Origin of the sequence: Dactylosporangium sp. CA-233914, assembly GCF_050942935.1 — a bacterium.
Taxonomy (GTDB): domain Bacteria; phylum Actinomycetota; class Actinomycetes; order Mycobacteriales; family Micromonosporaceae; genus Dactylosporangium.
Genome location: NZ_CP192030.1, coordinates 1,003,489 through 1,017,402, shown reverse-complemented (window position 1 = coordinate 1,017,402; position 13,914 = coordinate 1,003,489). Strand labels below are relative to the sequence as shown.

The window sequence follows — 13,914 nt, the reverse complement described above, 5'->3', positions numbered from 1 at the left end:
CTGCTCAGCCCGCGACGCGCAGCTGCTGCTGGCCGCCCTTGGCGACGGAGCGCCACGCGGAGCGCTCGCCGCCGTAGGCCTCGCCGAACGCGCCGCCGCCGACCTCGAGGCCGAGCAGGGACGCGGTGACGAGCTTGGTGCCGTTGGGCATCGTCAGCGGTACGTCCACGGCGGCGCCCTTGTTGGTGACGGTGACCTTCCCGCCGAGCAGGTACGCCTCCACCGAGCGGCTCTTCGACGCCGCGCTCCAGGCCGCCTGGCGCTTGTTCTGCAGCGCGGTCTCGGCGAACCTCGGGTTCAGCACGGGCGTGGCGGTCGTGAAGGTGTTGCGGTAGCGCTCGAGCACGCCGTCCAGGACCGGGTACAGGATGCGGTCCTCGGCGAGGTTGGACTGGTGCGCGTAGTGCGGGGCGGGGTTCGCCGAGACGACGTGGTCGTAGGCGATGCGGGTCTCCATCGGCACGATGTACTTGGCGAACCCGTTGGAGCCCAGGGGCGCGATGCAGGCGGAGAGCGGGTTGTTCTCGCAGATGCCGCTGCCGCCGTTCGCCCGGCTGGTGTATAGCCAGTTATACTCGTCGATCTCCTCGGCGACGGTGGCGACGTTGTAGTAGATGTTCATCGGGAACCGGGGCACCGTGGTGGCGTTGCCGGCGGCCCGCGCGGTCTGCTCGCGCGAGGCGTCCGAGGCGACGTACTTGATCCCGTTGGCGTTCAGCGCCGGCGCCAGGTTCGGGTTGTCGGCCGGCATCTGCGGCAGCGCCTTGAGGCCCGAGTGCTCGCCGGTGACCAGCTCGCTCGCGTCGATGGTGATGCCCTTCGACCTCGCCCAGTCGACGTTGTTCTTGATCTGCGCGGAGATGTCGGCCTGCGAGACCCACTGCGTCTGGCCCGAGGCGTTCGGGGCGCACTTCCACGGGATGACCGTGAAGTCCTGGACGCAGCCGAGGTACGGGTGCTCGTACGTGTGGTTGATGAAGCGGAACTGCCCCTTGTTCGCCACGACCGCCGCGGTCAGCGGGTCGCCCGCGCCGGCCTCGGCACTGCCGCCGCCGTTGAAGACGACGTCGAGCTTGACCCCGCGCGCCTTCTGCCACGCGACGAGCGCGTGCACGTCGTCCTTCGTCATCCGGATCGGCGTGTTGTACGGCTGGATCGTCGGGTCCCGCCGCGGGTTGCAGTCGTCGCCGACGGTGCAGTTGTGCACGGTGTCCCAGCGGTCGTCGGGCAGCAGGACGTCGTCGATGTGGACGCTGAAGGAGTTGCGCGTGTAGCCCAGGTGCACGCCGCGGGTGAGCCAGGTGATCAGGCCGTGCCCGAGCTCCATGGCGTGGGTCTGGTACCGGTTCGCCGCGAGCGTCACCACCAGTTCCTCGCGGCCGTCGTGGGCGTAGACGCCCATCAGCGAGCCGGTCGTGCCGCCGCCGGGCCGGGCGCCGGTCACCAGCGGGGTGAAGGTGGCCCCGGCCGGGGCGGCGGCGGTGCCGAGATAGCCGTAGGACTCCGACGTGGCCGGGTCACGGTCGTCGATCGGCACGGCGCCCTTGAGGTAGCCGAACCCGTTCGCCTTACCGGCGGCGGTCACCTGCATCGTGGTGCCGTCCAGGACGCCGCTCCAGGCGTTGGTGAGCCCGACGCCGGCGCCGGCGAACGTGTACGCGTCGATCTGGCGGATCTTGAACTCCCGCTCGAAGCCGGCCAGCGCCGCGGCCTCGGCGCCGGTGACCGAGCCCTCGTTGGGCACGATGACGCCCTGGTACTTGGCCCGGCGCACGCCGCCCACGGTGTCGGCGAGGTAGGCCGGGGTGATCGCCGGGCGGCCGGCGGCGGCCAGGCCGAGGGTGTCGTAGGGCACGCCCTCGCGGTCGAGCTGGGCGCGGAGCGTGTCGATGCCGGTGCTGCCGTCGTCGAGTACGAGCACCCGCAGGTCGATGCGCTGCTCGGTGCCGGTCGCGGCGAGCGCGGGCTGGGCGAGGGCGATGCCGGCCAGGCCCAGCAGGGCCAGGGCGCCGGCGACGATCCGGGACTTCAAAGTGCTGTGCTCCTTCAAGGGGGTCGGGCGGGAAGGAATCAGGCGGCTTTGGCGACTTCGGCGATCGAGCTGGTGACGATCGACTGCAGGCCGTGGCGGGCCTGCCAGCCGAGGCGGGATCGGATGCGGACGGGGCTCGCGACGACGGACGCGGGGTCGCCGGGCCGGCGCGGGGCGGCGTCGAAGAGCAGCGGGCGGCCGGTCGCGCGGGCGACGGCGGCGATCATCTGCAGCACCGAGGCGCCCTCACCGCGGCCGACGTTGAGCACCTCGTCGTGCAGCTCCCCCTCGGCCAGGGCGAGCGCGGCGCGCACGTGCGCGTCGGCGATGTCGGCGACGTGCACGTAGTCGCGGACCGCGGTGCCGTCCGGGGTCGGGTAGTCGGTGCCGTAGACGGTGGCCGGGATGCCCAGCGCGGCCGCGCGCAGCAAGCGCGGGACGAGGTTGGTGCCGCCCTCGTCGCGCAGCTGGGGTGCGGCGGCGCCGGCGACGTTGAAGTATCGCAGCGCGCCCCAGCGAAACCCGGCACCGGCCGCGGCGTCGCGCAGCATCCACTCGCCGATGAGCTTGGTCCGGCCGTACGCGTTCGCGGGCTCCGCCGGGTCCTCCTCGCGCACCGGCGAGCGGCGGGGCGTGCCGTAGACGGCGGCGCTGGAGGAGAACAGCACCCGGCGGGTTCCGCTCGCGGCGACGGCCGCGAGCACGCAGCGCAGGCCGTCGAGGTTGTCCTGGTAGTACCGCAGGGGGTGCGCGGTCGACTCGGCGACGTCCTTGCGCGCGGCGAGGTGGATGACCCCGCCGGGCCGGTGGCGGCGGAAGACCTCCCGCACGGCCGCCGCGTCGCGCACGTCGGCCCGCACCAGCGGCACTCCGAACGGCACCCGCGCGGCGCGCCCGGTGGACAGGTCGTCGACGACGACGCTCTCGATGCCCGACTCACTGAGGGCGGTGACGACGTGCGCGCCGATGTATCCGGCGCCTCCGGTGACGAGCCATCTCACGAAGGGGGCAACGAGGGCGGAACGCACCCAATCGGGCAACTGTCGTTTTCCTGACAGTCGGCCGGGGCCCGGAAATCACCTTCCCGATGCCGTAACCAGGCCCATGACCTGCACGAACAATTCTGCGGCGAAGGTGGCGGGGAAATCGCCGCGACACGCCCAAAATGCCCGAATTGTGCGACTCGACTGACGACGGCCCGCACGGCCACGTCGTCCGGGCGTCAGTCCGCACGCAGGATTATGGCGATCTCGCACGGTCGAGCCGTCTCACGGGCGCATCAGCAGGCGACTGCACGCCGGCGGGAGTTCGGCGCGCCGCGGCTGGGCGGACAGACTCCGGTCCGGCCCTCTTTCGACGGCCGGACCGGATGAGCGGATTACAGGCGGCGCAGCAGGCGAGCCGCGTCGCTCGCCCAGTAGGTCAGGATCAGCTGAGCGCCGGCCCGGCGAATCGAGGTGAGCGTCTCCAGGATGACCCGCTCCCGGTCCAGCCAGCCGTTGGCCACGGCCGCCTCGACCATCGCGTACTCCCCGGAGACCTGGTAGGCCGCCACCGGCACGTCGACCATCTCGGCGACGCGGGTGAGCACGTCGAGGTACGGCAGCGCGGGCTTGACCATGACCATGTCCGCGCCCTCCTCGACGTCGAGGGCGACCTCGCGCAGGGCCTCGCGCAGGTTCGCGGGGTCCTGCTGGTAGGTCTTGCGGTCGCCGTCGAGCTCGGACTCGACCGCCTCGCGGAACGGGCCGTAGAAGGCGCTGGCGTACTTGACCGCGTAGGCCAGCAGCGCCACGTCGGTGTAGCCGGCCCGGTCCAGCGCGCTGCGCACGACGCCGACCTGGCCGTCCATCATCCCGGACGGGCCCAGCACGTGGGCGCCGGCCTCGGCCTGGGCGAGGGCCATCAGCTCGTACTGCCGCAGCGTCGCGTCGTTGTCGACCGAGCCGTCCGCGGCGAGCACGCCGCAGTGCCCGTGCGAGGTGAACTCGTCCAGGCACAGGTCGCCCATGACCACGATCGTGTCGCCGACCTCGGAGATCACGTCACGGATGGCGACGTTGAGGATCCCGTCGGGGTCGATGCCCCCGGAGCCGGTCTCGTCGCGGGTCTCGGGCACACCGAAGAGCATCAGGCCGCCGACGCCCTCGGCGACCGCCTCGGCCGCGGCCTTGCGCAGCGATTCGCGAGAGTGCTGCACCACACCGGGCAGGGAGCTGATCGGCCGCGGCTCGGTCAGCCCCTCCTTCACGAACATGGGCAGGATCAGGTTGGACGGCTGCACGTGCGTCTCCGCCACGAGCCGGCGCATCGCGGGGGTGCGACGCAGCCGGCGCGGCCGGACCTCGGGAAAACCCATCGGGAGTGACCCCCTACTAACGGAACCTCAGGGCGGTGGGGCCCTGCACCTTGGAGCCGCGGCGCTGCTTCGCGGGCATCGCGGCGAGCTTCTCGCGCAGCTCCACAGCGTAGCCCGCCAGGGCCTCGACCAGGTCGGAGACGGAGGCGTGCGGCGGCTGCACGTCGACGCGCAGGCCGAACTCGACGGCGGTGTCCGCCGTCTTCGGCCCGATCACCGCGACGACCGTGCGGGCGTGCGGCTTGCCGGCGATGCCGACCAGGTTGCGCACGGTGGACGACGACGTGAACAGCACCGCGTCGAAGCCGCCGGACTTGATCGCGTCGCGGATGTCGGCCGGCGGCGGCGCGGCGCGGACCGTGCGGTACGCCGTGACGTCGTCGACCTCCCACCCGAGCTCGGTGAGCCCGGCGGCGAGCGTCTCGGTGGCGATGTCGGCGCGGGGCAGCAGCACCCGCCCGACCGGGTCGAGCACCTCGTCGTGCGGGGAGAATTCGGCCAGCAGGCCCTCGGAGGACTGCTCGCCGGCCGGCACCAGCTCGGGCACGATGCCGAAGCCGCGCACCGCCTCGGCGGTGGCCTCGCCGATGCAGGCGACCTTGACGCCGCCGAAGTGGCGGGCGTCCAGGCCGTGCTCGGCGAACTTCTCCCACACCGCGCGCACGGCGTTGACGGAGGTGAAGACGGTCCAGGCGTAGCGACCGTCGACCAGGCCCTTGATCGCCCGCTCCATCTGCGCCGGGGTCCGCGGGGGCTCGACGGCGATCGTCGGCACCTCGCACGGGATCGCGCCGTAGGCCCGCAGGCGCTCGCTCATCGCGCCGGCCTGCTCCTTCGTGCGCGGGACGAGGACCTTCCAGCCGTAGAGCGGGCGGTTCTCCCACCAGCCGAGCTTCTCGCGCTGGGCCACGCCCGCGCCCAGGCAGAGCACCACGCGGCCGGCGAAGCCGAGCGCGGCGGCGACCATGCTGTCGACGCTGGAGGCCGAGCTGTACTGCGTCTCGCCCGTGCCGTCCCCGGTGATCGAGACCGGCGTGGCCGGGTCGACCCCGGCGGCCAGCAGCCCGTCGCGGACGGCGGCGAGGTCGCCCGCGTCGACGGCGAGCGCGGAGGAGCCGCGGGCCACGGCGGCGGTGATGGACTCGAAGTCGACGGACTGCACGTCGTCGACGTCGGCGGTCACGCGTACGCCGGGCAGCGGCACGCCCGCGTAGGTGGCCACGCCGGCGGCCTGGCCGATGCCGGGCACGACCTCGAACGGCACCGCGGTGCGGGCGACGGCCTGCACCTCCTTGAGCACCGTCTCGTGGGCCAGCGGGTCGCCGCCGACGAGGTGGACGGCGCGCAGGCCGGAGCGGGCCGCGGACAGCAGCACCTTGGCGACGTCGCCAGGGGCGCCCTCGGCCGGGCTGAACTGGCACTCGGGGTCGGCCTCGGCGCGGATCGCGACGAGCAGCGGCTCGGGAACATTGCGGTCGTGGACGACGTGGTCGGCGGTCACCAGCGCCTCATGGGCGCGGCGCGTCAACAGGCCGGGGTCGCCGGGGCCGGCCCCGACGAAGGCGATCCGGCCGGTGCCCTTACGGGTGCGGGTCATGCTGCACTCCCAGTGCGTTGTCGGCGCCTTCTTCGCGTAGGTCGCGGGCCAGGGCTCGGCCCACCTCCGCGGCGTCGGCGAGCGTTCCGGTGCGCGAGAGCCGGAGGGCGAAGCCGCCGTCCGGGCTGAACACCGCACCGCGCAGATAGATCTCTGGCCCCTCGTCGCCCTCGGCGACCTCGGCCAGTGCCGCGATCGGGGCGGAGCAACCCGCCTCGAGCTCGGCCAACAGCGCCCGCTCGGCGGTGACCGCCGCGCGGGTGTATTCGTCGTCGAGCGCTGCGAGAACCTCGCGCAGCTCGGCATCGTCCTCACGGCACTCGACCGCGAGCGCGCCCTGAGCGGGGGCGGGCAGCATCAGCAGCGGATCGAGCACCTCGGTCGCCTCGGCTCCGCGCCCGAGCCGCGACAGCCCGGCGTGCGCGAGCACGATCGCGTCGAACTCGCCCTCGGCCAGCTTGCGCAGACGCGTGTCGACATTCCCTCTCAACGGTACCGCGGTCAGGCGTCGCCCCAGCGCGTTGATCTGCGCGATGCGCCGCAGCGCCCCGGTGCCGATCTTCGCGTCGTCGGGCAGCTCGTTGAGCGTGAGCCCGCCCCGGGCGACCAGCGCGTCGCGCGGGTCCTCGCGGCTGGGCACCGCGGCCACGACGAGGCCTTCGGCGGGCCCGGTCGGCAGGTCCTTGTAGGAGTGGACGGCGAAGTCGATCTCCTTGTTCAGCAGCGCGTCGCGAAGGGCGGAGACGAACACGCCCACGCCGAGCTGCTGGATCGGCGCGCTGGAGCGGTCGCCGGGCGTGACGATCTCGACGAGGTCCACGTCGCGGCCGGTGCGCTCACGCACGGCGTCGGCGACGGTCGTCGATTGCGCCATCGCCAGGGCGCTGCCCCGGGTTCCGAGCCGAAGCGTCACGGGTGCACCTCTCCTGCCGCGGCCGGGTTGATGTCGGTGGTGGGGACCTGCAGGTCGAACAGCTCACGCAGCGCCTGAGCATAAGCCTCGCCACCCGGAGAGGCCGCCAGTTGCCGCACGCGAACGGTCGGCTGGTGCAGCAGACGCTGGACGATCCGGTGAATGGTGTGGGAGACCTCGGCCCGCGTGTCGTCGCCGAGCTCCGGGCAGCGCTGGGCGAGCCGGCGCAGCTCGGCCTCGACGACCTCGTCGGCCCGGGCCCGCAGCGCGGCCACCGTCGGGGCCACGTCGGCGCCGCGCAGCCAGGTCAGGAACGCCTCGACCTCGGCGGCGACGATGTCCTCGCCGGCCCGCTCCTCCGCCTCGGCGGTGGTGGACAGCGACTCCGACAGCAGCTCGATGTCGACGAGCGTGACGCTGGGCAGGTCGCGCACGGCGGGCGCCACGTCCCGCGGCAGCGCCAGGTCGAGCACCAGAAGGTCGTGGCCGGCGCCCGCGAGCAGCGGCGCGTCGAGCACCGGCTCCGGCGACGCGGTCGCGCTCACGACCACGTCGACGCGCTCGAGCAGGGACGGCAGCTCGGCGAAGGGGACGGCCTCGGCGCCGTGCAGCTCGGCCAGGCGTTCGGCCCGGGCGTGGCTGCGGTTGGTGACGTAGAGCGGCCCGGCGCCGACGCGGCGCAGGGTCGCCAGGGACAGCGCGCCCATGGCACCGGCCCCGATGACGAGCGCGGGGCGCCCCTCGACCGGCGCGGTGGCGCCCTGCCCGTAGGCGAGGGCGGCGCTGACCACGCTCTGGCCGGCGCGGTCGATCTCGGTCTCGGCGTGCACCCGCTTGCCGACCCGCAGGGCCTGCTGCAGCAGCTCGTGCAGGAGGCGACCGGCGGTGCCCTGGTCACCGGCGACGCCGTAGGCATCGCGCAGCTGGCCGAGGATCTGCGACTCGCCGACGACCATCGAGTCGAGGCCGGCGGCGACGCGGAAGGCGTGGCGGACCGCGTCGGCCTCGTAGTGCACGTAGAGCTGCGGGGCCAGCTCGCCCATGGGCAGACCGGCCCGGGCGGCGAGCAGCCCGCCGACGTCGGCGAGGCCGCCGTGGAACGCGGTGACGGCGGCGTAGACCTCCACCCGGTTGCAGGTGGACAGCACCACGGCCTCGTCGACGTAGTCCAGGCCGACCAGCTCGGCGAGCACGTCCGGCATCTCGCCGCCGCCCAGCGTGACCCGCTCCAGCAGCGGAACCCCGGCGGTGCGGTGTGAAAGACCCACGACCAGCAGGTTTACGTTTCCGCTCACGACGACACCTCCGCTTCGCTGCGGTGCCGCCATGAGGTAGAGCTGAGCTTCTGGTTCGCGGCCTCTACGCTCCGCTTCGAACCGCTCACGACCCGACCGCCTCCCCGCCGAGCCGGTTGGCCCGTTGTAGGTCCTGACCGACGAGTCCCGGATTCTGCACCGCCGGCAGAGCTGTGAGGGCCGACTTGCGGTGCTCGTGGAAGGACAGGATCTGCAACTCGATGGCCAGATCGACCTTACGCACGTCGACGCCGTCGGGGACGTTCAAGACGCAGGGTGCGAAGTTGAGGACACTCGTCACGCCGGCGGCCACGAGCCGGTCGGCCACGTGCTGCGCCGCGTGGGCGGGCGTGGCGATCACCGCGATCGAGATCGACTCCTGCTTGACGACCTCGGGCAGATCGTCGATGTGCCGCACGGCCAGGCCGCTGATCTGCTCGCCGATGCGAGCGAGGTCGGCGTCGAAGAGCGCGGCGATGCGGAAGCCGCGGTTGCCGAAGCCCGCGTAGCCCGCGAGGGCGTGACCGAGATTACCCACGCCGACGAGCGCCACGGCCCGCCGGTGGGTGAGGCCGAGCACTTGCTCGATCTGGTCGATCAGCAGCGAGACGTCGTAGCCGACGCCCCGGGTGCCGGTGCGGCCCAGATGGGACAGGTCCTTGCGGAGCTTGGCGGAGTTGACGCCCGCGGCCGCGGCCAGACCCTCCGAGGAGATCGTGTCGTGCCCTTCCTCAGCGAGGTGGTGCAGGGCGCGTAGATACTCCGGAAGCCTGGCGACGGTCGCCTCCGGCAGGTCCGGAAAGTCCGGTCCGTCCGTTGGGCCGGTGCGCTGCTGGCTCATGAGTCTCCGAGACGACGACGGTTTACGAGGCCACTGGCAGAGGTTGGCGCCGAGTCCGGCCCGGTGCGGCTTCGCGATATCGGCCCGGATCAGGCGGTCACAGCCCGTGCTAGCGGTGTTCGTCGTTGCACCAGAGTAGGCGCTTGTGAAGCCGTGCACAAATCGCGATCTTGAAGACTCCGCGTCCACCACGTAGAGGTCAGCGCCCGCCCGCACAGGTCGCGCACGCGAGAAAAGCCCCCGCGGCACCTGGTGCCCCCCTTCTCCGACGCGGCCGGCCGCGGGCGGGCGCTGTGGCCAGTATCATCGCAATACCGACATTTGCCGCACCCGACACGCCAGCCATCAGCGCGTTCCACGTATTACGTAGTGAGCCTACACGTATTCCCAGTAGGGCTGCCCCTACCATCAAGTGGCTGGACGGCGGGATGGGAGGCGGAGGTCGCGATGCCTAGCGTCAATGACATGACCACGACCATCACCCCGCTCGGCCCGGGCCGTGTCTCCCGCATCTTCCGCCAGCTGGGCATCGACACGCAGTACGTGCTGCTGGGGTTCCCCCTCGCCGTCATCACGCTGGTGCTGTGCATCACCGGCTTCTCGGTCGGCTTGGGCCTCGCGGTGCTCGTGGTCGGCTTCCCGCTCCTGTTCGCGACGGTCTTCCAGGCCCGCGGCTTCGCGACGCTGGAGCGCGCCCGGATCGGCCCGGTGCTGCGCACGCACCTGCCGCACCCGTACTACAAGCGCGCCGAGCCCGGTGCCGGCTTCTGGCGGCGCACGTTCGTCCCGCTCACCGACGGCCAGTCGTGGCTGGACCTGGTCCACGGCGTGTTCCGGCTCATCCCCAGCACGATCGCCTTCGTGTTCGTGGTGACCTGGTGGGCCGGGGCGCTGGGCGGGCTGACCACCGTGCTGTGGGACTGGTCGATCCCCCGCCCGCCGGACAACCAGGACCTTCCGGAGCTGCTCGGCCTCGGCAGCGGCACCGAGCTGCGCGTGCTGCTCCACACCGGCATCGGCGCCGTCTTCGCCCTCACCCTGATCCCGGTCGTGCGCGGCGTCGCCCTGCTGGAGGCGCTGTTCGCCCGGGCCCTGCTCAGCGGCGTCAGCGAGCTGCGCGAGCGGGTCGCCGAGGCCGAGCGCAGCCGGGACCGGGCCCGTGCGCAGACCACCGCCGCGGTCTCGGCCGAGGCGAGCGCCCTGCGCCGGCTGGAGCGCGACATCCACGACGGCCCGCAGCAGCGCCTGGTCCGCCTGGCCATGGACCTGGGCCGGGCCGACCTGCAGTTCGACCACGACCCGACAGCGGCCCGCGCCACGCTCGCCGAGGCGCTCGCCCAGACCCGGGAGACCCTGGAGGAGCTGCGGGCCCTCTCGCGCGGCATCGCCCCGCCGATCCTGGTGGACCGGGGGCTGCGCGCGGCGCTGACCGCCCTGGCCGCCCGCTCGATCGTCCCGGTCGACATGGACCTGCCGGAGGTCGGGCGGCTCGCGGCCAACATCGAGACGACCGCCTACTTCGTGGTCGCCGAAGCGCTGACCAACGTGGCCAAGCACAGCCACGCGTCGGAGTGCAAGGTGACGCTGCAGCGCTCGGCGTACGGGATGCTGGTCACGATCGAGGACGACGGCGTGGGCGGCGCGAGCCTGGCCAAGGGCCACGGCCTGACGGGGCTGTCGGACCGCGTGCGGGCCGCGGGCGGCGAGCTGACCGTCACCAGCCCCCTGGACGCCGGGACCAAGCTCGTGGCGATCCTGCCGATAACCTAGGGCATCGCCGGCCTGGAAAGCGCCGCCTGGAAAGCCGCGCGCCGTGCGCGTTCCCTATCATCGGCGGGTGCGCGTAGTCGTTGCGGATGATGCGGTCCTGCTGCGCGAGGGCCTGGTGCGCCTGCTCAGCGAGAGCGGTCACGAGGTCCTCGCCGCCGTCGGGGACGGCCCAAGCCTGGTCAAGGCGGTCGTCGAACACCGGCCCGACGTCGCCATCGTCGACGTGCGCATGCCGCCCTCGCACACCGACGAGGGGCTGCGCGCCGCGGTCGAGGCCCGGTCCCGGGTGCCGCGCACGCCGATCCTGGTGCTCTCGCAGTACGTCGAGGTCTCCTACGCCGACGACCTGCTGGCGGACCGGGCGGGCGCGGTGGGGTATCTGCTGAAGGACCGCGTCTCCGAAGTCGCCGAGTTCCTCGACGCGATGCAGCGGGTCGCCGGCGGCGCCACCGTCCTGGACCCCGAGGTCGTCGGCCAGCTGCTGGTCCGCCGCCGGCGCGACGACCCGCTGCGCAGCCTCACCCCGCGCGAGCGCGAGGTGCTCGGGCTGATGGCGGAGGGCCGCTCGAACACCGCGATCGCCCGCAAGCTCGTCGTCACCGACGGCGCGGTCGAGAAGCACGTCAAGAACATCTTCACCAAGCTCGACCTGCCGCCGGACGACGAGCAGCACCGCCGGGTGCTGGCGGTGCTCGCCTACCTACAGAGCTAAGTCGATCGCCTCCAGCAGGGAGTAGGCGACCGGCAGCCCGGTCGCCCGCAGCAGGGCGGTCTCGGTGAAGCCGCCCGCGTAGAGCACCGCCGAGGCGCCCACCGCGCGCGCCGCGTCGCCGTCGTCGACCGAGTCGCCGATCAGCACCGTGTCCGCGGGGTCGAGCTCCAGCGCCCGCAGGTGACGCTCCAGGAACTCCGCCTTGCGGTGGCCGCCGACCGTGCCCGGCAGGCCGTCGACGCGGACCAGGCGGGCGGTGAGGCCGTGCCGCTCGACCTCGACCAGCAGTTCGTCGTGGAAGAACATGGACAGCAGGGACTGGCTGCCGGGCCACTTCGCCATGGCCTCCAGCGCGTCCGGGGCCAGCCGCACCTCGGCCATCCGCTGCCGGTAGGCGTTGTGGAACGCGTCGTCGAGCAGCTGGAACTCGACCTGGTCGACCGGGCGCTCGAGCACGTGCGCGTAGTAGTCCAGGATCGGCCGGCGGAAGTCGCGGCGGTGCTCGTCGGCGGTGATGACCGGGCCGCCGACGGTGGCCAGGCAGACGTTGGTGGCGTCGACGACGAGCTTGAGGTCGTCGAGGAGGGTCCCGTTCCAGTCCCAAACCAGGTGCTTCACCCGGGTGAGGATAGCCGCAGATCGCGCAGCAGCCGGTCCTCCTCGACCCGCCAGTAACCGTGCTCCCTGCCGTCGAGCAGCAGCACGGGGATGCGGAAGCCGTACTCCTCCTCGAGCTCGTCGTCGCCCTCGATGTCCACCTCGGTGAAGCCCTCACCGGTGGCGGCCTCGACCCGGGCCAGGACCGCCTTGGCGTCCTCGCACAGGTGGCAGCCGGGGCGCGTGTAGAGCGTGAGCCTCATCGCAGTACACCCTTACGGATCTTGCCCGTCGCCGAGTGCGGCAGCTGCGCCACGAACTCGACGGCGGTGGGGCATTTGAACCGGGCCAGGTTACGCTCGCAGTGCGCGATCAGCTCCTCGGCCGTGACCTGGGAGCCGGGGACCCGCACGACCAGGGCCTTGACGGTCTGGCCGGTGTAGGGATGCGGCACGCCGAGCGCGGCCGCCTCCACCACGGACCCGTGCGCGGCCAGCACGCTCTCGACCTCGTGCGGATACACGTTGAAGCCGCTGACGAGGATGAGCTCCCCGAGGCGGTCGACGATGAACAGGTCGCCGTCCTCGTCGGCGTAGGCGACGTCGCCGGTCGCCCACCACCCGTCCGGGCCCGGGCCGTCGGCGGCGCCGGGCCAGTACCCCCGGAAGAGGTTCTCGCCGCGGACCACGATCTCGCCGGGGTCGCGGGTGCCGTCGTCCTCGTCCTCCTGCACGTCCTCGCCGCCGGCGTCGACCAGCCGCAGCCCGACGCCGGGGATCGGCCGGCCGATCGAGCCCGGCTTGATCGCCGGGGCGGCCAGCGTGCTGGTGACCACCGGCGCCGCCTCGGTCAGGCCATATCCCTGGTGTACCGCGTGCCCGGTCGCCTCCGCGAAGCGCCGCTCGGCCGCCGGGTCCAGCGGGGAGGCGCCGCACACCGCCAGGCGCACCCCGGACCAGGCCCGGGCCAGCCGCTCCCCCATGAGCGACCAGGCGACGTACATCGGCGGCACGCCGACCACGCCGGTCACCCCGTGCCGCTCGATCGCCTCCAGCGAGTCGGCCGGGTCGAAGCGCTCCACCAGCACCCCGCAGGCGCCGTGGAACGCGACCGCGCCGAGGCCGGAGTTGAGCCCGTACGCGTGGAAGAGCGGCACCGCCAGCAGCAGTACGTCGTCGGGGGTCACCGGTGCCGGCTCGATGCGGGCGAGCTGCTCATGGTTGGCCAGCAGCGCGCGGTGCGGCAGCATGGCGCCCTTCGGCGCGCCGGCGGTGCCGGAGGTGTAGAGCAGCACCGCGAGGTCCTCGCTCCCGCCGGCCGCGGGGGCCTGTGAGATCGGCGCAGGGCCGCTGAGTAATCCGCCGAGGCTACTTCCGAGCCGGTACCGCACAGCCGGTGCCGAATCCCCGAGCGCCTCGAGCACCGGGCCGGTCGCCACGATCACGGCCGCGCCGGAGTCGGCGACCGTGTGGGCGAGCTCGCGGGTGGTGTACGCGGGGTTGACCGGCACCGCGACCAGCCCGGCGCGCAGCACCCCGAAAAAGACGGCGGCGAACTCGGGCACGTTGGGCAGCGCGATCACCACGCGCGGGCGGCCGTGCTCGTCCGCGGGCAGGCCGAGCGCGCCCAGTCCGGCGGCCACGGCGTCCACCTGCCGGTCCAGCTCGGCCCAGGTGAGCTCGGCGTCGTGCGACCGCAGGGCGGGGCAGGCGCCGCGGGCGGCGGCGGCGCGCCTGACGACGTCGGCGAAGTTGACGGCGGCCGGAATCGAAACGTCCTGCACGGTCGCCGAGTCTTG

General features: G+C 72.9%; 12 protein-coding genes. 2 read left to right on the top strand and 10 right to left on the bottom strand.

Annotated features, from left to right (window positions below):
• Positions 1 to 4 precede the first annotated feature (4 nt).
• The 7 genes from ACQPY0_RS04675 to ACQPY0_RS04645 all read right to left on the bottom strand — a co-directional run bounded on the left by ACQPY0_RS04675 (position 5) and on the right by ACQPY0_RS04645 (position 9,037).
• Complete coding sequence (locus ACQPY0_RS04675) at positions 5 to 2,032, bottom strand: hypothetical protein (RefSeq protein WP_432985157.1); 2,028 nt, start codon at positions 2,030 to 2,032, stop codon at positions 5 to 7.
• A 38-nt stretch (positions 2,033 to 2,070) separates the two neighbouring features.
• The gene (galE, locus tag ACQPY0_RS04670; protein WP_432985154.1) at positions 2,071 to 3,033 is read right to left on the bottom strand and encodes a UDP-glucose 4-epimerase GalE; all 963 of its coding nucleotides are present in this window, start codon (positions 3,031 to 3,033) and stop codon (positions 2,071 to 2,073) included.
• Between the two features lie 377 nt (positions 3,034 to 3,410).
• Positions 3,411 to 4,391, bottom strand: a complete 981-nt coding sequence (gene hemB, locus ACQPY0_RS04665; RefSeq protein WP_432985151.1) for a porphobilinogen synthase — start codon at positions 4,389 to 4,391, stop codon at positions 3,411 to 3,413.
• A gap of 16 nt (positions 4,392 to 4,407) precedes the next feature.
• Positions 4,408 to 5,988 (bottom strand): uroporphyrinogen-III synthase, encoded by a 1,581-nt coding sequence (locus ACQPY0_RS04660; protein ID WP_432985148.1) that lies wholly within the window; start codon positions 5,986 to 5,988, stop codon positions 4,408 to 4,410.
• Positions 5,972 to 6,862 (bottom strand): hydroxymethylbilane synthase, encoded by an 891-nt coding sequence (gene hemC, locus ACQPY0_RS04655; protein WP_432995009.1) that lies wholly within the window; start codon positions 6,860 to 6,862, stop codon positions 5,972 to 5,974. Before hemC ends, ACQPY0_RS04660 begins: the two co-directional genes overlap by 17 nt.
• A 35-nt stretch (positions 6,863 to 6,897) precedes the next feature.
• Positions 6,898 to 8,196 (bottom strand): glutamyl-tRNA reductase, encoded by a 1,299-nt coding sequence (locus ACQPY0_RS04650; protein ID WP_432985145.1) that lies wholly within the window; start codon positions 8,194 to 8,196, stop codon positions 6,898 to 6,900.
• A gap of 85 nt (positions 8,197 to 8,281) precedes the next feature.
• Complete coding sequence (locus tag ACQPY0_RS04645; protein ID WP_432985142.1) at positions 8,282 to 9,037, bottom strand: redox-sensing transcriptional repressor Rex; 756 nt, start codon at positions 9,035 to 9,037, stop codon at positions 8,282 to 8,284.
• 465 nt (positions 9,038 to 9,502) lie between these two features.
• Between ACQPY0_RS04645 and ACQPY0_RS04640 the strand changes: the two genes are divergently transcribed.
• Positions 9,503 to 10,807: a sensor histidine kinase gene (locus ACQPY0_RS04640; RefSeq protein WP_432985139.1), complete on the top strand. Its 1,305-nt coding sequence runs from the start codon at positions 9,503 to 9,505 to the stop codon at positions 10,805 to 10,807.
• Between the two features lie 67 nt (positions 10,808 to 10,874).
• Positions 10,875 to 11,519: a response regulator gene (locus tag ACQPY0_RS04635; protein ID WP_432985136.1), complete on the top strand. Its 645-nt coding sequence runs from the start codon at positions 10,875 to 10,877 to the stop codon at positions 11,517 to 11,519.
• On the opposite strand, the gene ACQPY0_RS04630 is transcribed toward ACQPY0_RS04635, so the two are convergent.
• Genes ACQPY0_RS04630 through ACQPY0_RS04620 form a run of 3 tightly spaced genes read right to left on the bottom strand, consistent with a single transcriptional unit; the run spans position 11,508 to position 13,899 of the window.
• Positions 11,508 to 12,137, bottom strand: coding sequence for an HAD family hydrolase (locus tag ACQPY0_RS04630; RefSeq protein WP_432985133.1), 630 nt, complete (start codon positions 12,135 to 12,137; stop codon positions 11,508 to 11,510). The genes ACQPY0_RS04635 and ACQPY0_RS04630 overlap by 12 nt on opposite strands.
• Positions 12,134 to 12,379, bottom strand: a complete 246-nt coding sequence (locus ACQPY0_RS04625; protein WP_432985130.1) for a glutaredoxin family protein — start codon at positions 12,377 to 12,379, stop codon at positions 12,134 to 12,136. Before ACQPY0_RS04625 ends, ACQPY0_RS04630 begins: the two co-directional genes overlap by 4 nt.
• Positions 12,376 to 13,899 (bottom strand): AMP-binding protein, encoded by a 1,524-nt coding sequence (locus tag ACQPY0_RS04620; RefSeq protein ID WP_432985127.1) that lies wholly within the window; start codon positions 13,897 to 13,899, stop codon positions 12,376 to 12,378. Before ACQPY0_RS04620 ends, ACQPY0_RS04625 begins: the two co-directional genes overlap by 4 nt.
• Positions 13,900 to 13,914 lie beyond the last annotated feature (15 nt).

Bases quoted from the DNA above. Each gene is read 5' to 3' on its own strand.
- hemB (WP_432985151.1), bottom strand. From the start codon at position 4,391: ATGGGTTTTCCCGAGGTCCGGCCGCGCCGGCTGCGTCGCACCCCCGCG.
- ACQPY0_RS04660 (WP_432985148.1), bottom strand. From the start codon at position 5,988: ATGACCCGCACCCGTAAGGGCACCGGCCGGATCGCCTTCGTCGGGGCC.
- hemC (WP_432995009.1), bottom strand. From the start codon at position 6,862: ATGGCGCAATCGACGACCGTCGCCGACGCCGTGCGTGAGCGCACCGGC.
- ACQPY0_RS04645 (WP_432985142.1), bottom strand. From the start codon at position 9,037: ATGAGCCAGCAGCGCACCGGCCCAACGGACGGACCGGACTTTCCGGAC.
- ACQPY0_RS04640 (WP_432985139.1), top strand. From the start codon at position 9,503: ATGACCACGACCATCACCCCGCTCGGCCCGGGCCGTGTCTCCCGCATC.
- ACQPY0_RS04625 (WP_432985130.1), bottom strand. From the start codon at position 12,379: ATGAGGCTCACGCTCTACACGCGCCCCGGCTGCCACCTGTGCGAGGAC.